The following is a 19,495-nucleotide window of genomic DNA, read 5'->3' on the forward strand; positions in this document are numbered from 1 at the left end:
AGATGTCCACGATGGCTGTCGAGGACGTCGCGGTCGCGCCGGTCGACGAGGGATTCTGGACCCGTACCCGCAAGGTGGGCCTGGTGCTGGTCGGGCTCGGCCTGCTCGGCGCGGTGCTGTTCGGGGCCCTGGCCACCGACCAGCAGGCCCGCTTCACCCTCAGCGAGGACTCGGCCGGCGCCGCGCTGGAGGTCAACGGCACGATCGGCGCGATCGGATTCGGGATCCTCGCCCTCGCGGCCGGCGCGGCCATGCTGGCGGGCCTGCCGAAGCGCTGGTTCATCCCGGTGCTCGGTGCCGGTCTGGTCGCGTTCGTGCTGTCCTTCCTGTGCTGGCAGGTCTCCGCCGCGCCGGCCGGGCAGAACTTCATGCCCATGGTCAACATCATCCGGGGCACCTTCATCCTCGCCCTGCCGCTGATCTTCGGTGCGCTGGCCGGGGTGCTGTGCGAGCGCTCGGGGGTGGTCAACGTGGCCATCGAGGGCCAGTTGCTGATGGGGGCGTTCAGCGGCGCGCTGTTCGGCAGCATCTCCGGCAGCGTCTGGGTGGGCCTGGTGGCCGCCGCGATCGGCGGCGCGCTCATCTCGCTGCTGCTGGCCGTGTTCGCCATCCGCTACCTGGTCGACCAGGTCGTCATGGGCATCGTGCTCAACCTGCTCGCGGTGGGCGTCACCGGCTTCCTCTACGAGCGGCTGATGCAGACCGACGCGCAGCGCTACAACAGCGCGCCCCGGTTCAGCAACTGGGAGATCCCGCTGCTGTCGGACATCCCGCTGCTCGGTCCGGCGCTGTTCCGCGGCAACATCTTCCTCTACCTCGGCCTGCTGCTGGTCCTGGTGATCCACATCGCGTTGTTCCGCACCCGCTGGGGGCTGCGGACCCGCGCGGTCGGCGAGCACCCGACCGCCGCCGACACCCTCGGCGTCCGGGTGCTCCGGCTGCGGTACCTGAACGTGCTGGCCGCCGGCATGGTGGCCGGTATCGGTGGCGCGTCGTACACGTTGGCGCTGTACTCGTTCACCAAGAACATGATCGGCGGTAAGGGCTTCATCGCCCTCGCGGCGTTGATCTTCGGCCGGTGGAGCCCGACGGGGGCGCTGCTGGCGGCGCTGTTCTTCGGCTTCGCCGACCAGCTCGCCACCTACCTGAGCGCCATCAACAGCGTGATCCCCAGCCAGTTCCTGGCCATGCTGCCCTACCTGGCGACCATCCTGGCCGTGGCCGGGCTCGTGGGCCGGGTGCGCGCACCGGCCGCGGATGGTAAGCCGTACATCAAGGGCTGACGGGAGCTGGCATGGAGATCGACTGGGTGCGGCTGCGGGCCGCCGCCACCGAGGTGATGCGGCACGCGTACGTGCCGTACTCGAAGTTCCCGGTCGGGGCGGCGGCGCTCGTCGACGACGGTCGGGTCGTGGTGGGCTGCAACGTCGAGAACGCCGCGTACGGCGTGGTGCTCTGCGCCGAGTGCGGGGTGGTCTCCTCGCTGCACGCCACGGGCGGCGGGCGGATCGTGGCGCTGTCCTGCGTCGACGCCACCGGTGAGCCGTTGATGCCGTGCGGGCGCTGCCGCCAGCTGTTGTGGGAGCAGGGTGGGCCGGAGTGCCTGGTCGAGGCCGCCGAGGGCCCGCTGCGGATGGCCGAGCTGCTGCCGCACGCCTTCGACGTGGCCGACATCGAGGCGGTCACCGGGGCGCACCCGGTGCCGGAGGTGCCGGGCCGGCTCGCCGCCTGGCGCGGCCGGGGCACCGTGTTCGTGCACCCCGACCTGTCGGCCGGGCAGCAGGTCTGGACGGCGTACTGGGAGAGGTCCGCCGGGGACGACGCGGATGCCGAGACCGGGGTGCTGGAGGAGGGGCCGAGCTGGGGCGACCCGGCGGAGGCGATCGCCTGGGGACTGGCCCGTACGCCCCGCGTGGTCGTGGTGGACGCGGGCGGGACGATCTTCTGGGCCGGCGAGGGTGAGCCGCCGATGGAGATCCCGGTTCGTTGGAGCTGAGGTTCAGGCCGCGGGTCGGTATCCGTCATGCGACTGGGGGGAGATCTGTTCATGAGTAGTGGCTTTGCCGCTGTCGACGTCATCCGGGTGAAGCGGGACGGGGGAGTGCTGTCCGACGCGCAGATCGACTGGGTGGTGGACGCGTACACCCGGGGGGCCGTGGCCGACGAGCAGATGTCGGCGCTGGCCATGGCGATTCTGCTGAACGGGATGACCGGTGCGGAGATCGCCCGGTGGACGGCCGCGATGATCGCCAGCGGCGAGCGGCTGGACCTGTCGTCGGTGCCCCGTCCGACCGTGGACAAGCACTCGACCGGGGGTGTCGGTGACAAGATCACCCTGCCGTTGACGCCGCTCGTGGCGGCCTGCGGCGCGGCCGTGCCGCAGTTGTCCGGCCGGGGTCTCGGGCACACCGGCGGCACGCTGGACAAGCTGGAGTCGATCCCCGGCTGGCGGGCCGGCCTGGGTAACGCGGAGTTCATCGCCCAGCTGCGCGACGTCGGCGCGGTGATCTGCGCGGCCGGCGACGGCCTCGCCCCCGCCGACCGCAAGCTGTACGCGTTGCGCGACGTCACCGCCACGGTGGAGGCCATCCCGCTGATCGCCAGTTCGATCATGAGCAAGAAGATCGCCGAGGGGACCGGCGCTCTGGTGCTCGACGTGAAGGTGGGCTCCGGCGCGTTCATGAAGTCCGTCGACGACGCCCGCGAACTGGCCCGCACGATGGTGGAGCTGGGCGGTGCGCACGGCGTGCGGACGGTGGCGCTGCTCACCGACATGTCCACGCCGTTGGGGCTGGCCGTCGGCAACGCGGTCGAGGTCACCGAGTCGGTCGAGGTGCTGGCCGGCGGTGGCCCCGCCGACGTGGTCGAGCTGACCCTGGCACTGGCCCGGGAGATGCTGGACGCGGCCGGCCTGCCGGACGCCGACCCGGCGGCGGCGCTGCGCGACGGCCGGGCGATGGACTCCTGGCGTGCCATGGTGCGGGCCCAGGGTGGTGACCCGGACGCCCCGATGCCGGCGGCGGGCGAGGTCGAGGTGGTTCGTGCCGAGGCGGACGGCTTCGTGGCGTCGGTCGACGCGTACGCCATGGGGGTGGCCGCGTGGCGGCTCGGCGCCGGGCGGGCCCGCAAGGAGGACCCGGTCAGCGTTCCCGCCGGAGTGGTGCTGCACCGGCGGCCGGGCGATCCGGTGCGCGCCGGTGACCCCCTCTACGAGTTGCGCGCCGAGCGGGCGGACCGGCTCCCGGCGGCGCTGGCCGAGGCGGCCCGCGCCGTGACCGTGGCACCCGCCCCGCCGGCGACGGCACCCCTGGTCATCGAGCGGATCGGCTGAGCCCGTCCGGGCCGTGCCCCATGGTGCTGACCTCCGAGGAGCGCTATCCTCCCAGGCCAGGGGGGACAACCGGCGCCGTGCCGTCGTGAGCAGACAGGATTATCCGCCGTGATCGTTCCTGCCCCGGACCCCCGAGAGGTGCGCGAGGCCAGCCTGGACGAGCTGACCCGGCTGCACCTGCCCCTACCGCCGTCGCAGTTCCCCCTCGTGTGGGAGCCGGGCGACGAGATCGAGCTGCGCCCGACGGCGGACATCGAGGCGCGGATCGCCGTGCTGCACCTGATCCTGGCCCGTTGCTTCGGCATGCCCCCGCAGGCGGCGATGAGCTGGCTGCTCGCCTCGCACCTGGTGGAGAGGGTCACCCCGCCGGAGTTCCAGTTCGTCACCGGCGGCAAGGGCGACCACCGTTCGTTCGTGCTGCACCACGACGCGTTGTTCTCCCTGGCCTGGGTGCTGGGGCTGACGAAGATCCTGGACCCGACGCTGCCGGTGGACGAGCGACTGGTGGAGCGGCTGCCGCACATCGCCGCGGGGGAGACCTTCGGGCAGTGGCGCTCGCGCATCCTGACCGCTCCGCAGCACCCGGCCGACGCGGCGGCGCTGCTCGACCTGCACTACTGCCTCGACTGGGCGTACCTGGAGGTGGAGCGAGCGGGCCGGTCGCTGCCGGGACTGGTCGACGCCAACGCGATCGGCCAGCGCCGGTGGGCGCTGGAGTGGGCGGTGATCCTGCGCGGCCCGTACCACGACGAGCCGCCGGGCTGGGAGGAAGTCGACCTGTCGACCTAGCGGGCGCGTGGCGGGGGCGCCTGGCGGGGGCGGTACACGCCGAGCCGCACCGCCACGGTGACCCGGACGGGCTCGCCGAGGACGGCGATCCGGTCGGCCAACCCGGCGGGGTCGGTGTGCCAGGCACTCGGGCCCATCCCGACCAGGGTGGCGACCTCCGTGCCCGTCAGGGTCAGCTCCCGGCGGTGCACGGCCGTCGACTCCTCGGTGAAGTGCCCGCCGAGGCTGTCGGCCACCCGGTCGGCCTTGGCCGGGTCGACCCGCAGCAGGCCGAGCGCGGCGACGAGTTCGCCGAGGTGGTCCTCGGCGGGGGTGACGACCAGCAGCCGTCCGGCCCGGTCGAGCACCCGGTGGAACTCGGCGCCGTTGCGGGGGGCGAAGACGTTCAGCAGCACCGTCGCGGCGGCGTCCGCCAGCGGCAGCCGCTGCCAGGTGTCGGTCAGCGCCGCCGCCGCGCGTGGGTGGGCGCGGGCGGCGCGACGCAGCGCCGGCTTGGCGACGTCCAGCGCCAGGCCGACGGCGTCCGGCAGCGCCGCCAGCACCGCGGCGAGGTGCCGGCCGGTTCCGGCCCCGGCGTCCACCACCAGCGGGTACCCGTGTGCCGTGGGTGCGGGTGGCTGCGGGTGGGCTTGATCCGTGGCCGCCGTCGCGGCGCTGGCGTGCCTGGCGTGAACCGCGGCGGTGGCGAGGACGGCGGAGATCAGGTCGAAGTGCCCGGCGGCGAGAAAGTCGGCGCGGGCGGCGACCATCTCGGCGGTGTCCCCGGCGTGCGGGGCGCGCCCGGCCAGCAGGTTGACGTACCCCTGGCGGGCGATGTCGAAGCTGTGCCGGCGCGGGCAGCGCAGGACGCGGGCGTCGCCGACCTCGGCCAGCGGATCGTGGCAGACGGGGCAGCGCAGCCGTCCGACGACGCGGGGGTCCATCACGCCTCCCCGGGCCCGGTCGCGCCAGCCACCCCGGGGCCACGGCCCCGACGGGCCACCAGTTCCGTCACGCCGCCGAACATACCGGGCTGGTCGACGGGGAACGGCAGGCGTCCGTCCCGGTGACGAGCGTCCTCCGGCGGGCCGACGCCCTCCGCCGACCGGGTCGCACCGCCGCCGACTAGGGTCTTGGCATGGGTGCGACTATCCGGTACGAGGACATCGTCAAGGTCCCGAAGGCGCTGCTGCACGACCACCTCGACGGTGGTCTGCGGCCCGCGACGATCATCGAGCTGGCCGCCGAGGTGGGGCACGAGCTCCCCACCACCGACCCCGGGGCGCTGGGGCGCTGGTTCGTCGAGGCCGCCGACTCGGGTTCGCTGGAGCGCTACCTGGAGACGTTCGCGCACACCGTCGCGGTCATGCAGACCGCGTCGGCGCTGCGCCGGGTGGCCCGCGAGTGCGCCCTGGACCTGGCCGCCGACGGGGTGGTCTACGCCGAGGTGCGGTTCGCCCCGGAGCAGCACCTGGAGGATGACCTGACCCTCGACGAGGCGGTCGAGGCGGTGCTGGCCGGCTTCGCCGAGGGCAGCGCAGAGGCCGCCGGGGTGGGCACCCCGATCCGGGTGGGCACCCTGCTCACCGCGATGCGGCACGCGGCCCGCTCGCAGGAGATCGCCGAGCTGGCGGTGCGGCACCGCGACCACGGCGTGGTCGGCTTCGACATCGCGGGCGCGGAGGCCGGCTTCCCGCCCACCCGCCATCTGGACGCCTTCGAATACCTCCAGCGGGAGAACTTCCACTTCACCATCCACGCCGGCGAGGCGTTCGGGCTGCCGTCGATCTGGCAGGCGATCCAGTGGTGCGGGGCCGACCGACTCGGCCACGGCGTACGGATCGTCGACGACATCACCACCACCGGCGACGGGCCGGTGCTCGGGCGGCTGGCGGCGTACGTCCGGGACAAGCGGATCCCGCTGGAACTGTGCCCGTCGTCGAACGTGCAGACCGGTGCCGCGGCCTCGATCGCCGACCATCCCATCGGGGTGCTGCGCGATCTGCGCTTCCGGGTCACGGTGAACACCGACAACCGGCTGATGAGCGGCACCTCGATGTCGCGGGAGATGGCGCTGCTGGCGGACGCGTTCGGCTATGGCTGGAAAGAACTCCAGTGGTTCACCATCAACGCCATGAAGAGCGCCTTCATCCCGTTCGACGAGCGGCTGCGGATCATCGACGAGGTGATCAAGCCGGCGTACGCCAAGCTGGTGTCCTGATCATCGAGGGGTGGTGTCCCGGGCGCGACGGGGGTGGCCGGCGAGCAGGGCCGCCACCCCGCGCAGGACCTCGCGGGCCCGGGCCGCCTCCGCGCCGAGGCCGGTCTGGCGGCGCAGCACCGCCGGCTCGGCACGCAGCAGAGCCAGCCCGCGCCGCACCAGCACCCGGGGAGCCTTGCGCTGCTCGGCCAGGTCGCGGGACAGCCGCCGGAGGAACGTCGCCCCGCGTGGCCGACGCAGGGCGTACGCGCCGGCGAGCAGACCCCGTCGGCGACACTCCTCAACGATCTCAGCAGCAAAGATCCCTTCGGCGACGAAGAGTGGCGAACCGGCTAGTTCGAATGACCGGGTGGCCACCCGGCGATCCGCGCCGAGTTCGTAGACCGGGACGTCCGCCCGGCCCTGTCGGGCCAGCCGGGCGATGACCTCCACAGCGGCATCGGCGTCCCAGGACAACGGTGACTCCCAGTCAACCTGCCCGTTCCGTCGCGGCAACGTAGGGTCACTGCCATCTTTGTAGAAGTCGTCCAAACAGAGCACCGGAAGACCGGTTCGTTGCGCTATATACGACTTTCCGGAGCCGGAGGGGCCGGCGAGGAGGACAACGCGATGCGGATGTTCCATTACCTTCAGTAGCTCCGGACAGACGGAATGCGATCAGATTGTCTCAACATCTCATCACACCCCGAGCCGGGGCCAACCTGGGCTTTCTCTTTCCTCGGTGGCGTGATGGAATCTCGGATGGTCTGACCCGCCGGGTCGGCCGCTGGGTGTTGTCCGGGGTGACGCCCGGCGCGGAAATCACGAGGGCGGTGACGTGAGCAAACGGCCGAAGACGGCGGGTTCCTTCCTGTCGCGTCTACGCCGGCCCGCAGGTCGGCTCCGTGACATGCCGATCTGGTCCAAGCTCGGTCTCATCATGATCGTGCCGACCATCGCGACTGTGGTCGTGGGCACCAGCGGACTGATCGACCACCTGGAGTCCCTCAACGACGCCAACCGCGCCGGTGACCTCGCCGAACTCATCAGCTCCTCGGGCAACCTGGTCGACGGCCTGCAGGACGAGCGCACCACCGCCGTGCTGCTGCTCGGTGTGCCACCCCAGCAGGCCGGCCAGCCGGAGTCGGAGCCGAAGAAGAAGTACACCGCCCTCTACAACCAGGTCGCCCGCCGGGTGGACGACGTCAAGGCGCCGTACTCCCAGCAGCGGGGCGACCTGGAGGATCTGCCGGCCAGCCTGGAGAGCCTGCTCGACGAGATCGACCAGGGCCTCACCGACGTGCCGGGCATCCGCAGCCAGGTACTCAACGGCAAATACAAGATCGTTGAGGCCATTCAGCAGTACGACGCGCTCATCGACCAGCTGCTGTCCGTCCGTGACTCGGCCAGCCAGCTCGCGGGCGACAACGAACTCAGCGACCAGATGCGGGCGGCGGCCGCCGTGGCGCGGGAGAAGGAGGCCCTGGCGGACCGCCGGCTGGTGGTACACCGGGCGCTGATCGCCGGCGGCATGAGCGCGACCCTGCGCGAGGACTTCATCTTCAGCAAGACCGCCGAGCAGCAGGCCGGGCAGGCGTTCTCGACCGTCGCCGTCGACTCGCAGGAAGAGTTCCACGACCAGACCATCTCCGGCCCCGACCTGCGTCAGTCGATCCTCTACACGAGCCAGGTCGCCTCGGACAACTCCGACAACCTGGCCGGTGTCGACTTCAACGCCGACCAGTGGGACGCCGCCATGGCCGCCCACGCCGGGCTGGTCCGCAACGTCGAGGCCACCTTCGACCGGAACGTCGTGAACCAGGCCGCCGAGCTGCGCTCGGACGTGCAGCGCCAGGTGTTCCTGGAGACCGGCCTGCTGCTGAGCATGCTGCTGCTGGCCATCCTGTTCGCGTACCTGGTCGCCCGCTCCATGGCCCGATCGCTGCGGGACCTGCGGCAGGGTGCCCTGTCCATCGCCCAGTACGGTCTGCCGCACGCCGTGGCGCGGCTGCGGGACCCGAAGGTCACCGGTCAGCTCTCCCCGGTGCAGCTGGCCAACCAGATCGCCGAGCCGTTGCCGGTGCGGAGCAGGGACGAGTTCGGTCAGGTGACCGAGGCGTTCAACGCCGTCCACCTGGAGGCTGTCCGCACCGCCGCCGAACAGGCCGCGCTGCGCTCGTCGGTGTCCACCATGTTCGTCAACCTCGCCCGCCGCTCGCAGATCCTGGTCGACCGCCTCATCGGCCACCTGGACCGGCTGGAACGCGGCGAGGAGGACCCGGACCGGCTCGCCGAGCTGTTCCAGCTCGACCACCTGGCCACCCGGATGCGCCGCAACGACGAGAACCTGCTGGTCCTCGCCGGTGCCGACTCCACCCGCGTGCAGCGGGAGCCGGCCGCCCTGATCGACGTCCTGCGGGCCGCCCAGTCCGAGGTCGAGCACTACACCCGCATCGAGTTCGGGGTGATCGACCGGGACATCGAGGTCTCCGCCCACGCGGTCAACGACCTGGTGCACCTCGTCGCCGAGCTGTTCGACAACGCCACCGCCTTCTCGCCGCCCGACTCGCAGGTGCTCGTGGAGGCCCGCCGCGTCGGCGACCGCGCCTCGCTCTACGTCGAGGACCGGGGCATCGGCATCAGCGGCGAGCAACTCCACGACCTCAACGAGCGACTGGCCACACCGCCGCAGGTGGACGTCACCGTCTCCCGGATGATGGGCCTGGTCGTGGTGGCCCGGCTTGCGTCCCGACACGGGGTCAAGGTCGAACTGCGTCCGGGCGGCGAACGGGGCACGGTGGCGGAGGTCATCCTTCCCCTGTCGGTCCTGGTACCCCGCGCACTGTCCGGCCGGGCCGGGCAGCACGCCCCCGCCCTGCCCGGCGGCAGCGCCGCACCCTCCGGTCCGACGCCGGCCTTCGGCGCGCTGCCGGCGCTGTCCGGTGCCCCGTCGGGGCCCCGCCCCGGTGAATCCGGCAACCAGGTCACCCTCGGTGGCCGGCCGTTCGACCCGGCCCCGCGTAACGGTGCCGGCACGTCCGGCGCCAGCGGCGGTGCCCGGGCCCTGCCGGCCTGGTCGGACCTGACCGGTGCCTCGGCCGCGAACGGAGTCAACGGCGGCGGGTTCGCGTCCCGGCCGACCAACGGCCAGCCCGTCGACCCGCTGCCGCAGCGGCGGGCGTCCGACGACGACCCCGACACGACCGGCCAGCAGCCCACCATCCCCCGGCAACTGCCGAGCAGCCCCGAGGCCCGGACGTACACGCCGCCGGCGGTGTCGGCACCGCCGGTCCCGCCCGTGTCCGCCCCCCGGTGTCGGGTATGCCCGTGTCGGCGTCGCCGGTGTCCGGTCACCCCGTGTCGGGCGCGCCGGTCTCGGTGCCGCCGGGCAGCCCGCTGCCGCAGCGTCCGGTCTCCGCAGCCCCGGCCGCCGCAGCCCCGCCGAACACGCCGGCCCCGCCGGCCTGGCCGCCGGTCGCCGGTGCCGAGACCGCGCCCCCGCCGGTGCCCGAACGCCTGGCGGCGGCACTGGACATGACCACCGAGCTGCCCCGCGTGCCGCGCACCGCCGCACCGGTGGCCACCCCGGCACAGGCACCGGCCCGCCCCACCACGCCCGCCCCGCAGAACCGGCAGCGGTACGCGGACGAGACGATGGAGCTGCCGATCTTCCGGGAGCTGGAGTCGGCCTGGTTCCGCACCCGGCGCCCCGGCACCGAGGAGTCGGCCAGCGCGCCCCAGGCGGCGCCGGCGGCGGATGCCGCGGCGACGCAGCAGTTCGCGGCCGTGGACGTCACGGGTCGCCCCGCTCCGCAGCCCTCACCCCGCACGGTAGGGAACGCACCGATGGCAGACACCCCGACAGCCGCCGGCGCGCCCCAGGGCAACGGGTCGGCGGCGACCCGTGGCGCCCGTCCCGGCGCTCCCGAGACCCCGCACCGCCCGGCCCCGACCAGCGGTGGCTGGCAGACCGCGGCCGACGACGGCTGGCGCGCGGCCTCCGCAGCCAGCGAGGCACCGGTGTCGGGAACCACATCGACCGGTCTGCCGAAGCGGACCCCGATGGCACAGTTGGTGCCGGGTGCGGTGGAGAAGCCCACCACCTCGGTGCAGCGGCGCTCCCCGGAGTCCGTCCGTGGGCTGCTCTCCGCATACCACCGGGGCGTCCAGCGAGGGCGTAGCCACCCCTCGGACAGCAACTCGACCAGCCCGGAGGCGACTCCGGGAGGGCAGCAATCCTCGCAGTCTGGCTCAGGCCCGGTGGCCGGGAGCGGGCAGAAGGAGCAACAAGGATGACTACTACGCAGGATCTCGGCTGGCTGCTGGCCAACTTCGCCGACCGGGTGCCCGGCGTCGCGCATGCGGTCGCCGTCTCCGCGGACGGCCTGCTCCTCGCGTCGTCACGTGACCTTCCGCGGGACCGGGCGGACCAGTTGGCGGCGATCGCCTCCGGTCTGGTCAGCCTGACCCAGGGCGCGGCCCGCTGCTTCGAGGGCGGCGCGGTGCTGCAGACAGTGGTCGAGATGGACAACGGTTTCCTGTTCCTGATGTCCATCTCCGACGGCTCGTCCTTCGCCGTGCTCGCGGCCCGCAGCTGCGACGTCGGGCAGGTCGGCTACGAGATGGCCCTGCTCGTCGACCGGGTGGGTGACGCCCTGACCCCGCAGCCGCGTACGGCTGTGGGGATGATGGGCTGACCGTCGCGCCGACCGGTGGGTCAGGCGGGGTGGGAACGCAGCGAACGTGGGGAGTCGCCGGTGCGAACCGGTGCCGGGTACGAAGGAGGTGAACGGCGACATGGCCGATCGTGACGAGCCGACCGGAGCGTTGGTCCGTCCATACGCCGTGACCCGCGGACGTACCCGCCCCCGACTCGACATCGCGCTGGAGGCGCTCGTCGAGACCACGGTGCGCGGTCGGAACGCTGCCAGTGGCAATGGCGGCGGCCAGGGCCGTGAACACCAGTACATCGCCGCGCTGTGTGACGGACGCGTGCAGTCGCTTGCCGAGATCGCGGCGCGGATGCAGCTTCCACTCGGCGTGGCCCGGGTGCTCATCGCCGACATGGCGACGGACGGCCTGGTCGCGGTCCACGAGCCGACCATCCTGGACGACTCGGACGACGCGGTGGGCACTGAACTGCTGGAGAGGGTGCTGAGTGGACTTCGCAGGCTCTGACATGTCGCACCGCCCGCCGACCCCGAGCGGGCGCGTGACGTCGGCGAAGATCGTGATCGCTGGCGGTTTCGGCGTCGGGAAGACGACGCTGGTCGGCTCGGTCTCGGAGATCACGCCGCTGACCACCGAGGCCATCATGACCTCCGCCGGAGTGGGCGTCGACGACACCCGGCAGGTGCCGGGCAAGACGACCACCACCGTCGCCATGGACTTCGGTCGTATCTCGATCGACCGGGACCTGATCCTGTACCTGTTCGGTACGCCCGGTCAGACCCGGTTCTGGTTCATGTGGGACGAACTGGTGCGGGGCGCGATCGGCGCGGTCGTGCTGGTGGACACCCGCCGGCTCGCCGACTGCTTCGCGGCGATCGACTTCTTCGAGCATCGCCGGCTGCCGTACCTCGTCGCGATCAACTGCTTCGACGGGATGCAGTACCACGACCCGCAGGACGTCCGGGATGCGCTCGCTATCCCCGTCGACGTACCCGTGGTGGCGTGCGACGCCCGTAACCGGGAGTCGACCAAGCACGTGCTGATCTCGCTGGTCGAGTACGTGCTGACCATGCGCCGTTCGCGCGCGGTCGCACCCGCCTGACATCCCGACCGCAGCGCCCGGCGTCGACCTCGGTCGACATCGGGCGCTGTGTGCTGTGCGCGCCCTCGACTGGTCGGCGGACGACCAGGTCGTCGGGTGTCGCTGGCGGCGCTGTGGGAGTCCTCCGCAGCCGGCCGGGCGGCGGAGGTGCCGGCCCTGACCCGGAACCCCGTCCGGGCCCTGACCCGGAACCCCGTCCGGGCCCTGACCCGGAACCCCGTCCGGGCCCGAGCCGGCAGCCGGGCGGGGGCGAGAGGCGACGCGCGGCAGTCGGGGTGTCACCGGCCATGGGCAGCCCTCGACCCGGTGGGTGCCAGGCGGCCCGACCGGAGGCGCAGCGGAGTTCAGGACCGGTAGCCGGCCGAACGGTACTCGTACTCCCGGTCGTCGTCGCGGTCTCCGGTGTCCCGGGTGAAGTCCCAGCCGCCGGCGGCCTCCCGCCCGGGGCGGCCACCGACCGCGAACCCGCCGATCTCCTGTCCCCGACGCCAGCCACGGAAGTAGCCGGTGGTGTTCTCGGCGAGGCTGGCCGCGTCGCGCACGATCCGCAGCGGACGTTCCTCCCGCAGCGGCGAGCCGGGCACCAGGTTGGCCTGGGGCACCCGCTTGGGTAGACCGGCGGTGGTCTCCGCGCCGACGGCGGGCCGGGCGGCCTGCTCGGCGGCCTGCCAGCCGGTGTCGGCGGTGGTCGACCAGTCAAGGTCGTTGTCCTCGCCGTGGCCGACGAACCAGGCCGACTTCGCCTGCGCGAAGATGAGCAGGTCGCCGTCGCCCTCGTCGGAGACCGGCGGCGGTCGCCGCTCCACCGGCGGCGCGGGCCGGTGCTCGGCCGCCGGACGCTCCGGCCTGGGCGGGGGCTGTGGGCCACGATCGGCGTTCGTCCGGTCGACCAGTCGCAGCGGTGGCGTCTCCAGCTCGTCGGGCCGGGCCGGGCCGGGCCGGGGGGACCGGACGGGCAGCGGCGGCTCGACCAGCCGCAGCACCGGCGGCTCCGGCGGCAGGTCGTCGGCGAGCCACGGGGGAGTGACCCGGCGCTCGGCGCTCGGCTGCGTCGGCGCATCGGTGCCCCGACCGTCGCGTGCGGTGTAGGGCGGCGCGACCGGGTCGCGGGGGGCGGCGTCGGCCGGCTCCTCCGCGTTGTTCACCAGCGGCCAGTTGGCCCGCGAGCCCGGCGCCGGCGGCTCCTGCCCGGGGCGCTGGGCGGACACCGGCACGTTGAGGTCGGTGGCGCTGAAACCGCCGGTCGGGGGTTCGACGTTGGTCTTCGGCCGGGGCGGGATGACGGTGCGCTGCCGCTCCGCGCGGGCGTTGGCGATCGCCGCGGTGGTCAGCGTGGGACGGAACGGCTCACCCGCGTCGGCTGGCGGGACGGTTCCCCGCTGCGTCGGGGCGATCGGCGTGATGCCCGGCGGTGGGGGCGGCGGCGCCGAGACCGGACGGTTGGCGGGCGCGTCCATCCGGGACGGTGCGGGTTCGGGGCGCGCCGCCGGAGGACCGGCGACCGCGGCCGGCGCGACGGGCGGCGGGGCCACGGGCGGCGGAGCGACCGGCATCGGGGCCGTCGGCGGTGGACCCATCGGCCGGAGGGCCGGTGCCGGGGCGTTGCTGGGAACCGGCTCCGGGCGACTGCGCCGGCCGGTGGTGTGCTCGGGCCCGGCCGGCCGGAGCGTACGCAGTCCGGCGTCGGCCGTGGCGCTGTGACCGGGCAGGTCGCCGACGGGTTCGCCACGGCGGGCTGCGGCGCGGCGTCCCGGTGCTGGATTCGGCGCGGCGACCCGGGCGTCCAGGGCACCGACCAGGGCCTCGCAGCCCGCGTCGCAGGCGCGCACGGAGGCGACGGCCTGCCGGACGGTCTCCGCCACGGCAGAGGTCAGCGCCCGGTTCACGGTGGCCCGGCGGGGCGTCTCGGAAATAGCCACCCGCAGCGCGGTGACCGCCTCGTTGATCTCCTCCGCGTCGCCGAGACCCTCGGCGGCGAGGTGCGCCGCGACCGCGTCGGCGGCGACGGCCACCTCACGACCCCGGGCGACGGTGCCGGTCAGCATCCCGGGCTCCGGCAGGGCGTCCAGGACGGCCAGCGGGATCGGTTCGGCCGGGTCGGGGTAGGCGCGTAGCGCGGCAGGGTAGAGCTCGCGAAGGACCTCGCGCAGCGCGACCGCGGCAGAGTGCCGGCCGCTGGCCAGTGCGGCGTGCGCGGAGAGGACCTGCTTGTAGCCGGCCAGGTCGCGGGGTGCCGGCAGGGTGACTGCGGACAGGGCACCGGCCTGCAGGGCGCGGGCCAGGCCGACGGCCTGCCGGACGACCGGCGGCGCCTGCATCTCCTCCAGCGAGTCGTCGTCGGCGAACCGCTCGGCGAAGTCGTCGACCGAGTCGTCGTCGGCGATGGCCAGGGGACGGCCCGCGGCGCTGAGCAACGAGGTGACGGTGTGGTCGTCGCTGTCGGCGGCGATCGCCACGCCGCTCGGCCCGCCGGACCGCTCCACGAGCAACGTGACCAGGCGGGCGTAACCCGCCGCGTCGTCACCGACCTCGTGGACATGCAGCAGACGGCCTGCGTCGTCGACCACAGCGGACGTCAGCGTCGAACCGGCCGAGGCCGGTCGGTCGGCCGGATCCGCCGACGCCAGACCGCAGTACACGCGCACGAGCGCCACAGCGTCGTCCTCCTCCCGGGACACAGGTCCTTGCTCTGCCAGAGACTGATGCTCCCCGCTCGGGGTCAGTCGCGCCAGTCCACCACCGCAGAGATCTTCCCGACAATGGTGCGCCAACCCAAACTTGCGGTTTGTGCCCCGATTTTCTTGAGCCGCCGCCGGCCGAGGAAACCGCCGATACCGCCGTCGACGGTGGCCCGCAGGGCCTCGTCGAGGTCGTCGAGGCTGGACCCGGCGGAGAGCATGTCCAGCACCGCGGGCAGGCGCAGGGCGTACGCGAGGTCACGGGCGACCTCGCCCGCCTCGATCAGCAGCGTCGAATCCCACGTGTCGTGGCCGCCGCGCAGGTTCTCGACGACGAGGTCCAGCTCGTAGACGTCCTCGTCGAGCGGTGCCACGTCCGCCGGTTCCAACCGTTCGGACAGTTCATTCCAGCTGTCCAGCTGGGACATGTCGGTGGGGGCACCGGAACGGACGAAAGTGACCAGCGACTCCGGCGACTTGAACAGCAGGAGCCGGCCGCGGTGGCTGAGGAAGACGGGCACCTCCTCGTCGTCGGCCTTCTCGTCGTCCTCGTCGGCCTGGTCGTCGCGGGTGGACGCGTCGCCATCCGACGTGCGCCCGGCCCGCTCGTCCTCGTCGCTCTCGGCGAACTCCTGGGCGACCTCCTCGTCGAGGATGACGACGGACTCGTCGTCGTCCTCGTCGTCGGTCTCGACCACCTGGCGACGGGCCAGGAAGGGGTCGTCGGCGTCGCGCTCGGCCACGTCGGTCGGGGTGAGCTCACCTGCCGGCCGGTACGCCCGCAGCGTGTAACCCGTGCCGGCGGGGAGGGCGATCTCCACCGGGTCGATCCGCACGTCGTCCCAGAGCGCGCGGGCCGTCACGGCGGAGGCGGTTGCGGTGTCGGGCTCGGCGGTGGCGTCGTCGAGCTCGGGCTCGTCGGCGTCCGGCCGTTGGGGCGACTGGCGGGCCACGCTGACCTCCGTGTGCTTCGGGCTGCCCACCCGCCGCGTCCATGTCGGCGAGTGACTCTGGGCACATACCCTAGTGGGCGGCTCCGCAACGGTGATGCCCGCACCCCGGTCGCGGTCCGGGTTCAGCGTCACGATCGCTTGTTTCCTCGACATCGACGCCGGCAACGCCGCGCCCGGATCGTCCACCGATCCGCTGCGGCGACCCGCGGCGCCGGACCGGGTCAGGGGCGCAGCGCCAGGTATCCCCGCTCGGCCGCCTCCTGGAGCTGCCACTGGTCGCGGTACCAGCCAGGGGTGGCGACCAGGTCGGCGTGCCGGCCCCGCTGCACGATCCGGCCGGCGTCGAGCACCAGGATCTCGTCCAGGTCGGCCAGCCCGCTGAGCCGGTGGCTGATCACCAGCACCGAGTGCCCGGCCGGCGTGGCTTCCAGCGTCGAGGCGAGCACCGCGTCGGCGGCGGACGGGTCGAGGCCCTCCGTCGGCTCGTCGAGCACCAGCACGGCCGGCGCGGCGAGCAGGGCCCGGGCCAACGCCAGCCGCTGCCGCTGGCCGCCGGAGAGCTGTCCGCCCTCCTCGCCGACCACGGTGTCCCAGCCGTCCGGCTGCGCCCGCACCCAGTCCCGCAGCCCGGCCGCCGCGACGGCGGCGTCCTGCGCGTCCTGGTCCGCGCCGGGCCGGCCCAGCAGCAGGTTCTCCCGCACCGTGGTGTGGAAGACGTGGGCCTCCGCCAGCAGGCCGCCGACCAGGCGGGGCAGTTCGTCCGGCGGGTACGTCGACACGTCCCGGCCGGCCACGGTGATCCGGCCCTCGTCGGGGAGCACGGCACCGGTCAGCGCGGCGGCGAGGGTGCTCTTGCCGGCGCCGCTGGGGCCCACCACCGCGACCCGCCGCCCGGCGGGCAGGTCCAGGTCGAAGCCGTCCAGCGCGGGGGCCGCCCCGGGCCGGTAGCGCACCGTGACCCCCGCGAACCGCACCGGCACGCCGCCGGTCGGGGCGGGTGCCGGGCCACCGTCCCCGCGGCCGGTGGCGACCGCGTCCCGGGCCGCCGGGCCGGTGGGGTCGTCGAGCAGGGCGGCCACCCGGGCCAGGCCGGCACGCAGGCCGGTCCACTGTCGGGCGGCGCCCACCAACGCCAGGGCGATCTCCACCGCGGCGAGTGTGCCGACCGCGAGGACGCCGACCAGCACGCCGTCGACGCCGGCCCGGAGGGCGGCGAACACCACCGCCCCGGCGGTCAGCCCGGCCACCAGCACTCCGGCCGCGTCGACGGCGAATCCGGTGGCCGCGAGCCGGCGTTCCAGCCGGGCGAGCCGCCGGGCGCGGTCCCCGGCGGCGCGCAGGGCGTCACCCGTGGCCCCGAAAGCGGCCAGTTCGGCGGCGCCGTGGGTGAGGTCGACGGCGTCGGCGGCAAGCGCTCCGCGCAGCGGAGCCACCTCGTCGGCGGCCCGCCGGGTCAGGGCGGTGGCCAGCGCGGGCAACGCCACCCCGGCCAGCAGCAGGCCGAGGGCCAGCATCCCGGCGGCCGGCGGCGAGATCAGGGCGGCGAGGCCGACGGCCAGCACGCTGACCAGCGCCGCCGCGGCACCCGGCACCAGCGCCCGCAGCAGCAGGTCCTGGACCGCCTCCACGTCGGACACCAGCCGACTCAGGGTGTCGCCGGTCCGGGTCGCGCCGCGCCGGGCGGCGAGGGTCGCGAAGACGCGGGCGCGGACGTCGGTGACCAGTCGGAGCACCGCGTCGTGGCCGGCGAGACGTTCGGTGTAGCGCAGCACGCCCCGGCTGATCGCCAGGGCCCGTACGGCCACGATCGCCACCGTCAGCCGGTCCAGCGGGGGCCGCTCGGCGGCGCTCATCAGCAGCCAGGTCGCGGTGGCCATCAGGGCCAGGGCGGCGAACTCGGTGGCGGCCGCGAGCAGCCCCGCGCCGACCAGCCGGTTCAGGTACGGCCGGGCCAGCCGCAGGACCGCCCGCTCCGCGCCGAGCCGCCCGGCGACGTCGGGGAGCGGTCGCTGGGCGGTGGTGCCCGCCGAGTGGTCTCCGGGACCGGGTCGGCGGGTGCTCATCGGGTGGCCTCCCACGCCGGGGCGGGGGTGAGTTCGGTGACCCGACCGTCGACCACCCGCAGGACCCGGTCGGCGTCGGCCAGCAACGCCGGCCGGTGCGCCACGAGCAGGGCGGTCCGCCCCGCCACGAGCCGCTCGGTCGCGGCCAGCACCGTCGACTCGGAGGCGCTGTCCAGCCTGGCGGTCGGCTCGTCGAGCAGCACCACCGGGGCGTCCCGCAGGAACGCTCGGGCCAGCGCCACCCGCTGCCGCTGCCCGCTGGACAGGCCGTGGCCGCGCTCGCCGAGCACCGTCGCCAGCCCGTCGGGCAGCCCGGCGACCACCTCGTCGAGCGCGGCGGCGTGGACGGCGGCGCTGACGGCGGCCTCCGGGGCGTCCGGTCGGCCAAGCCGGACGTTGTCCACCAGCGAGGCGGCGAACAGGTGGGCCCGCTGTGGCACCCAGGCCACCTGCCGGCGCCAGGCGTCGAGGTCCGCGCCGGCCAGGTCGACCCCGCCGACGGTGACCCGGCCGGTGGTCGGCGTCACGAACCCGAGCAGCAGCGCGAGGAGGGTGCTCTTGCCCGCGCCGCTGGGCCCCACCACGGCGATCCGCTCGCCGGGCCGGACGGTCAGCGTCACGTCCCGCAGCGCCGTCGTACGCTCGTACTCGACGGTCACCGACTCGAACCGGATCTCGCCGCGGCCGTCGGGGACGGCCGCGGCGTCGCCGGTGCGGGCGGGCGGTGCGCCGGCGGTGAGGGTCAGCGCCTCGTCCAGCGCGGTCAGCCCCTCCATGCTGGCGTGGAACCGGCTGCCGGCGGCACGCAACGGCAGGTACGCCTCCGGGGTCAGCAGCAGCACCAGCAGCGCGGTCTGGAGCGTCAGGCCGCCGCCGAGCAGCCGCACCCCGACGGGCACCGCGACCAGCGCCACCGACAGGGTGGCCACGAGTTCCAGCACCAGGGCGGACAGGAAGGCGATCCGCAGGGTCTTCATGGTCGCCGTGCGGTGCCCGTCGGCCATCCGGCGGACGGCCCCGATCTGTGCCCGGGCCCGACCGAAGGCGCGCAGCGTCGGCAGGCCCGCCACCATGTCGAGGAAGTGCCCGCCGAGCAGCGACAACCGCCGCCACTGCCGCTCGGTGGCGGCCTGGGCCTGCCAGCCGAGCAGTGCCCCGAAGATCGGGATCAGCGGCAGGGTGAGGGCGATGACGACCGCCGAACTCCAGTCGGCCACGAACACCCGGGCCAGCACGGCCACGGGAACCGTGACGCTGAGCACGAGTTGGGGCAGGTAGCCGGTGAAGTAGGCGTCCAGGGCGTCCAGTCCCCGCCCGGCCAGGGTGGCCAGTTGCCCGGCGCGCTGGCCGGCGACCCAGCCGGGGCCGTGCCGGCCGACCGCGCCGAGCAGGTCGACCCGCAACGCCGCCTTGACCGTGGCGGCGACCCGTGCGGACACCACGCCCTGCGCCCAGGTCAGCAACGCCCGGGCGGCGACGGCGGCGACGAAGCCGGCCAGCGCGGGCCGGTCCAGTCGGCCGGTGAAGGCCGTGGCCAGCAGCGCGGCCAGCGCGGTGGCCTGGGCCAGGATCAGCCCGGCCGCGAGTACGCCGAACAGCGCGAGCACGCCGAGGTCGCGCCGGGCCGCGGGGACCCGGCGCACCAGACGCGGGTCGAAGGGGCGGCGGCTCACCGGTACACCGGTGCCCTGCCCACGGTCCGTTCCCGGAGAATCCGCCAGCACATCGC

General features: G+C 74.1%; 14 protein-coding genes and 1 pseudogene. 9 read left to right on the forward strand and 6 right to left on the reverse strand.

From position 1 onward, the window contains the following. Positions 1-2: 2 nt before the first annotated feature. The 4 genes from GA0070616_RS16995 to GA0070616_RS17010 all read left to right on the forward strand — a co-directional run bounded on the left by GA0070616_RS16995 (position 3) and on the right by GA0070616_RS17010 (position 4,120). Complete coding sequence (locus GA0070616_RS16995) at positions 3-1,283, forward strand: ABC transporter permease (RefSeq protein WP_091083279.1); 1,281 nt, start codon at positions 3-5, stop codon at positions 1,281-1,283. An 11-nt stretch (positions 1,284-1,294) separates the two neighbouring features. After that, complete coding sequence (locus tag GA0070616_RS17000; RefSeq protein WP_091083281.1) at positions 1,295-1,996, forward strand: cytidine deaminase; 702 nt, start codon at positions 1,295-1,297, stop codon at positions 1,994-1,996. Positions 1,997-2,047: 51 nt separating this feature from the next. Then, complete coding sequence (locus tag GA0070616_RS17005; RefSeq protein ID WP_091090984.1) at positions 2,048-3,331, forward strand: thymidine phosphorylase; 1,284 nt, start codon at positions 2,048-2,050, stop codon at positions 3,329-3,331. Between the two features lie 108 nt (positions 3,332-3,439). Then, the gene (locus GA0070616_RS17010; protein WP_091083284.1) at positions 3,440-4,120 is read left to right on the forward strand and encodes a DUF4272 domain-containing protein; all 681 of its coding nucleotides are present in this window, start codon (positions 3,440-3,442) and stop codon (positions 4,118-4,120) included. Here GA0070616_RS17010 and GA0070616_RS17015 read toward each other — a convergent pair. Beyond that, entirely contained in the window at positions 4,117-5,043 is a 927-nt protein-coding gene (locus GA0070616_RS17015; RefSeq protein WP_091083288.1) for a putative RNA methyltransferase, read from the reverse strand. The genes GA0070616_RS17010 and GA0070616_RS17015 overlap by 4 nt on opposite strands. 194 nt (positions 5,044-5,237) lie before the next feature. Here GA0070616_RS17015 and GA0070616_RS17020 point away from each other — a divergent pair, with 194 nt between their 5' ends. Next, positions 5,238-6,320 carry an adenosine deaminase gene (locus tag GA0070616_RS17020; RefSeq protein ID WP_091083293.1) on the forward strand — a complete coding sequence of 361 codons (1,083 nt, stop codon included), beginning with the start codon at positions 5,238-5,240 and terminating at the stop codon, positions 6,318-6,320. Here the strand turns inward: GA0070616_RS17020 and GA0070616_RS17025 are convergent, their stop codons facing one another. After that, the gene (locus GA0070616_RS17025; protein ID WP_245712811.1) at positions 6,321-6,776 is read right to left on the reverse strand and encodes an ATP-binding protein; all 456 of its coding nucleotides are present in this window, start codon (positions 6,774-6,776) and stop codon (positions 6,321-6,323) included. It abuts the gene before it with no gap. A 361-nt stretch (positions 6,777-7,137) separates the two neighbouring features. Here GA0070616_RS17025 and GA0070616_RS17030 point away from each other — a divergent pair. From GA0070616_RS17030 to GA0070616_RS17045, 4 genes and pseudogenes are all read left to right on the forward strand, one after another. Beyond that, positions 7,138-10,595, forward strand: a pseudogene (locus GA0070616_RS17030) (sensor histidine kinase). Then, on the forward strand, positions 10,592-10,996 hold the full coding sequence (locus tag GA0070616_RS17035) for a roadblock/LC7 domain-containing protein (protein WP_013283992.1): 405 nt from the start codon (positions 10,592-10,594) through the stop codon (positions 10,994-10,996). Before GA0070616_RS17030 ends, GA0070616_RS17035 begins: the two are co-directional and overlap by 4 nt. A gap of 100 nt (positions 10,997-11,096) precedes the next feature. Continuing rightward, positions 11,097-11,477, forward strand: coding sequence for a DUF742 domain-containing protein (locus GA0070616_RS17040; RefSeq protein WP_091090988.1), 381 nt, complete (start codon positions 11,097-11,099; stop codon positions 11,475-11,477). A gap of 1 nt (position 11,478) precedes the next feature. After that, on the forward strand, positions 11,479-12,072 hold the full coding sequence (locus GA0070616_RS17045) for a GTP-binding protein (RefSeq protein ID WP_091083299.1): 594 nt from the start codon (positions 11,479-11,481) through the stop codon (positions 12,070-12,072). A gap of 344 nt (positions 12,073-12,416) precedes the next feature. Here the strand turns inward: GA0070616_RS17045 and GA0070616_RS17050 are convergent, their stop codons facing one another. From GA0070616_RS17050 to cydD, 4 genes are all read right to left on the reverse strand, one after another. Beyond that, entirely contained in the window at positions 12,417-14,750 is a 2,334-nt protein-coding gene (locus GA0070616_RS17050; protein WP_091083302.1) for a transposase, read from the reverse strand. 41 nt (positions 14,751-14,791) lie between these two features. Further along, positions 14,792-15,733, reverse strand: a complete 942-nt coding sequence (locus GA0070616_RS17055) for a DNA primase (RefSeq protein ID WP_091083305.1) — start codon at positions 15,731-15,733, stop codon at positions 14,792-14,794. Between the two features lie 191 nt (positions 15,734-15,924). Continuing rightward, on the reverse strand, positions 15,925-17,766 hold the full coding sequence (gene cydC, locus GA0070616_RS17060; RefSeq protein ID WP_091083307.1) for a thiol reductant ABC exporter subunit CydC: 1,842 nt from the start codon (positions 17,764-17,766) through the stop codon (positions 15,925-15,927). Next, positions 17,763-19,439, reverse strand: coding sequence for a thiol reductant ABC exporter subunit CydD (gene cydD / locus GA0070616_RS17065; protein WP_091083311.1), 1,677 nt, complete (start codon positions 19,437-19,439; stop codon positions 17,763-17,765). Before cydD ends, cydC begins: the two co-directional genes overlap by 4 nt. Between the last annotated feature and the right edge of the window lie 56 nt (positions 19,440-19,495).

The sequence above is a fragment of the Micromonospora nigra genome, assembly GCF_900091585.1.
GTDB lineage: Bacteria > Actinomycetota > Actinomycetes > Mycobacteriales > Micromonosporaceae > Micromonospora > Micromonospora nigra.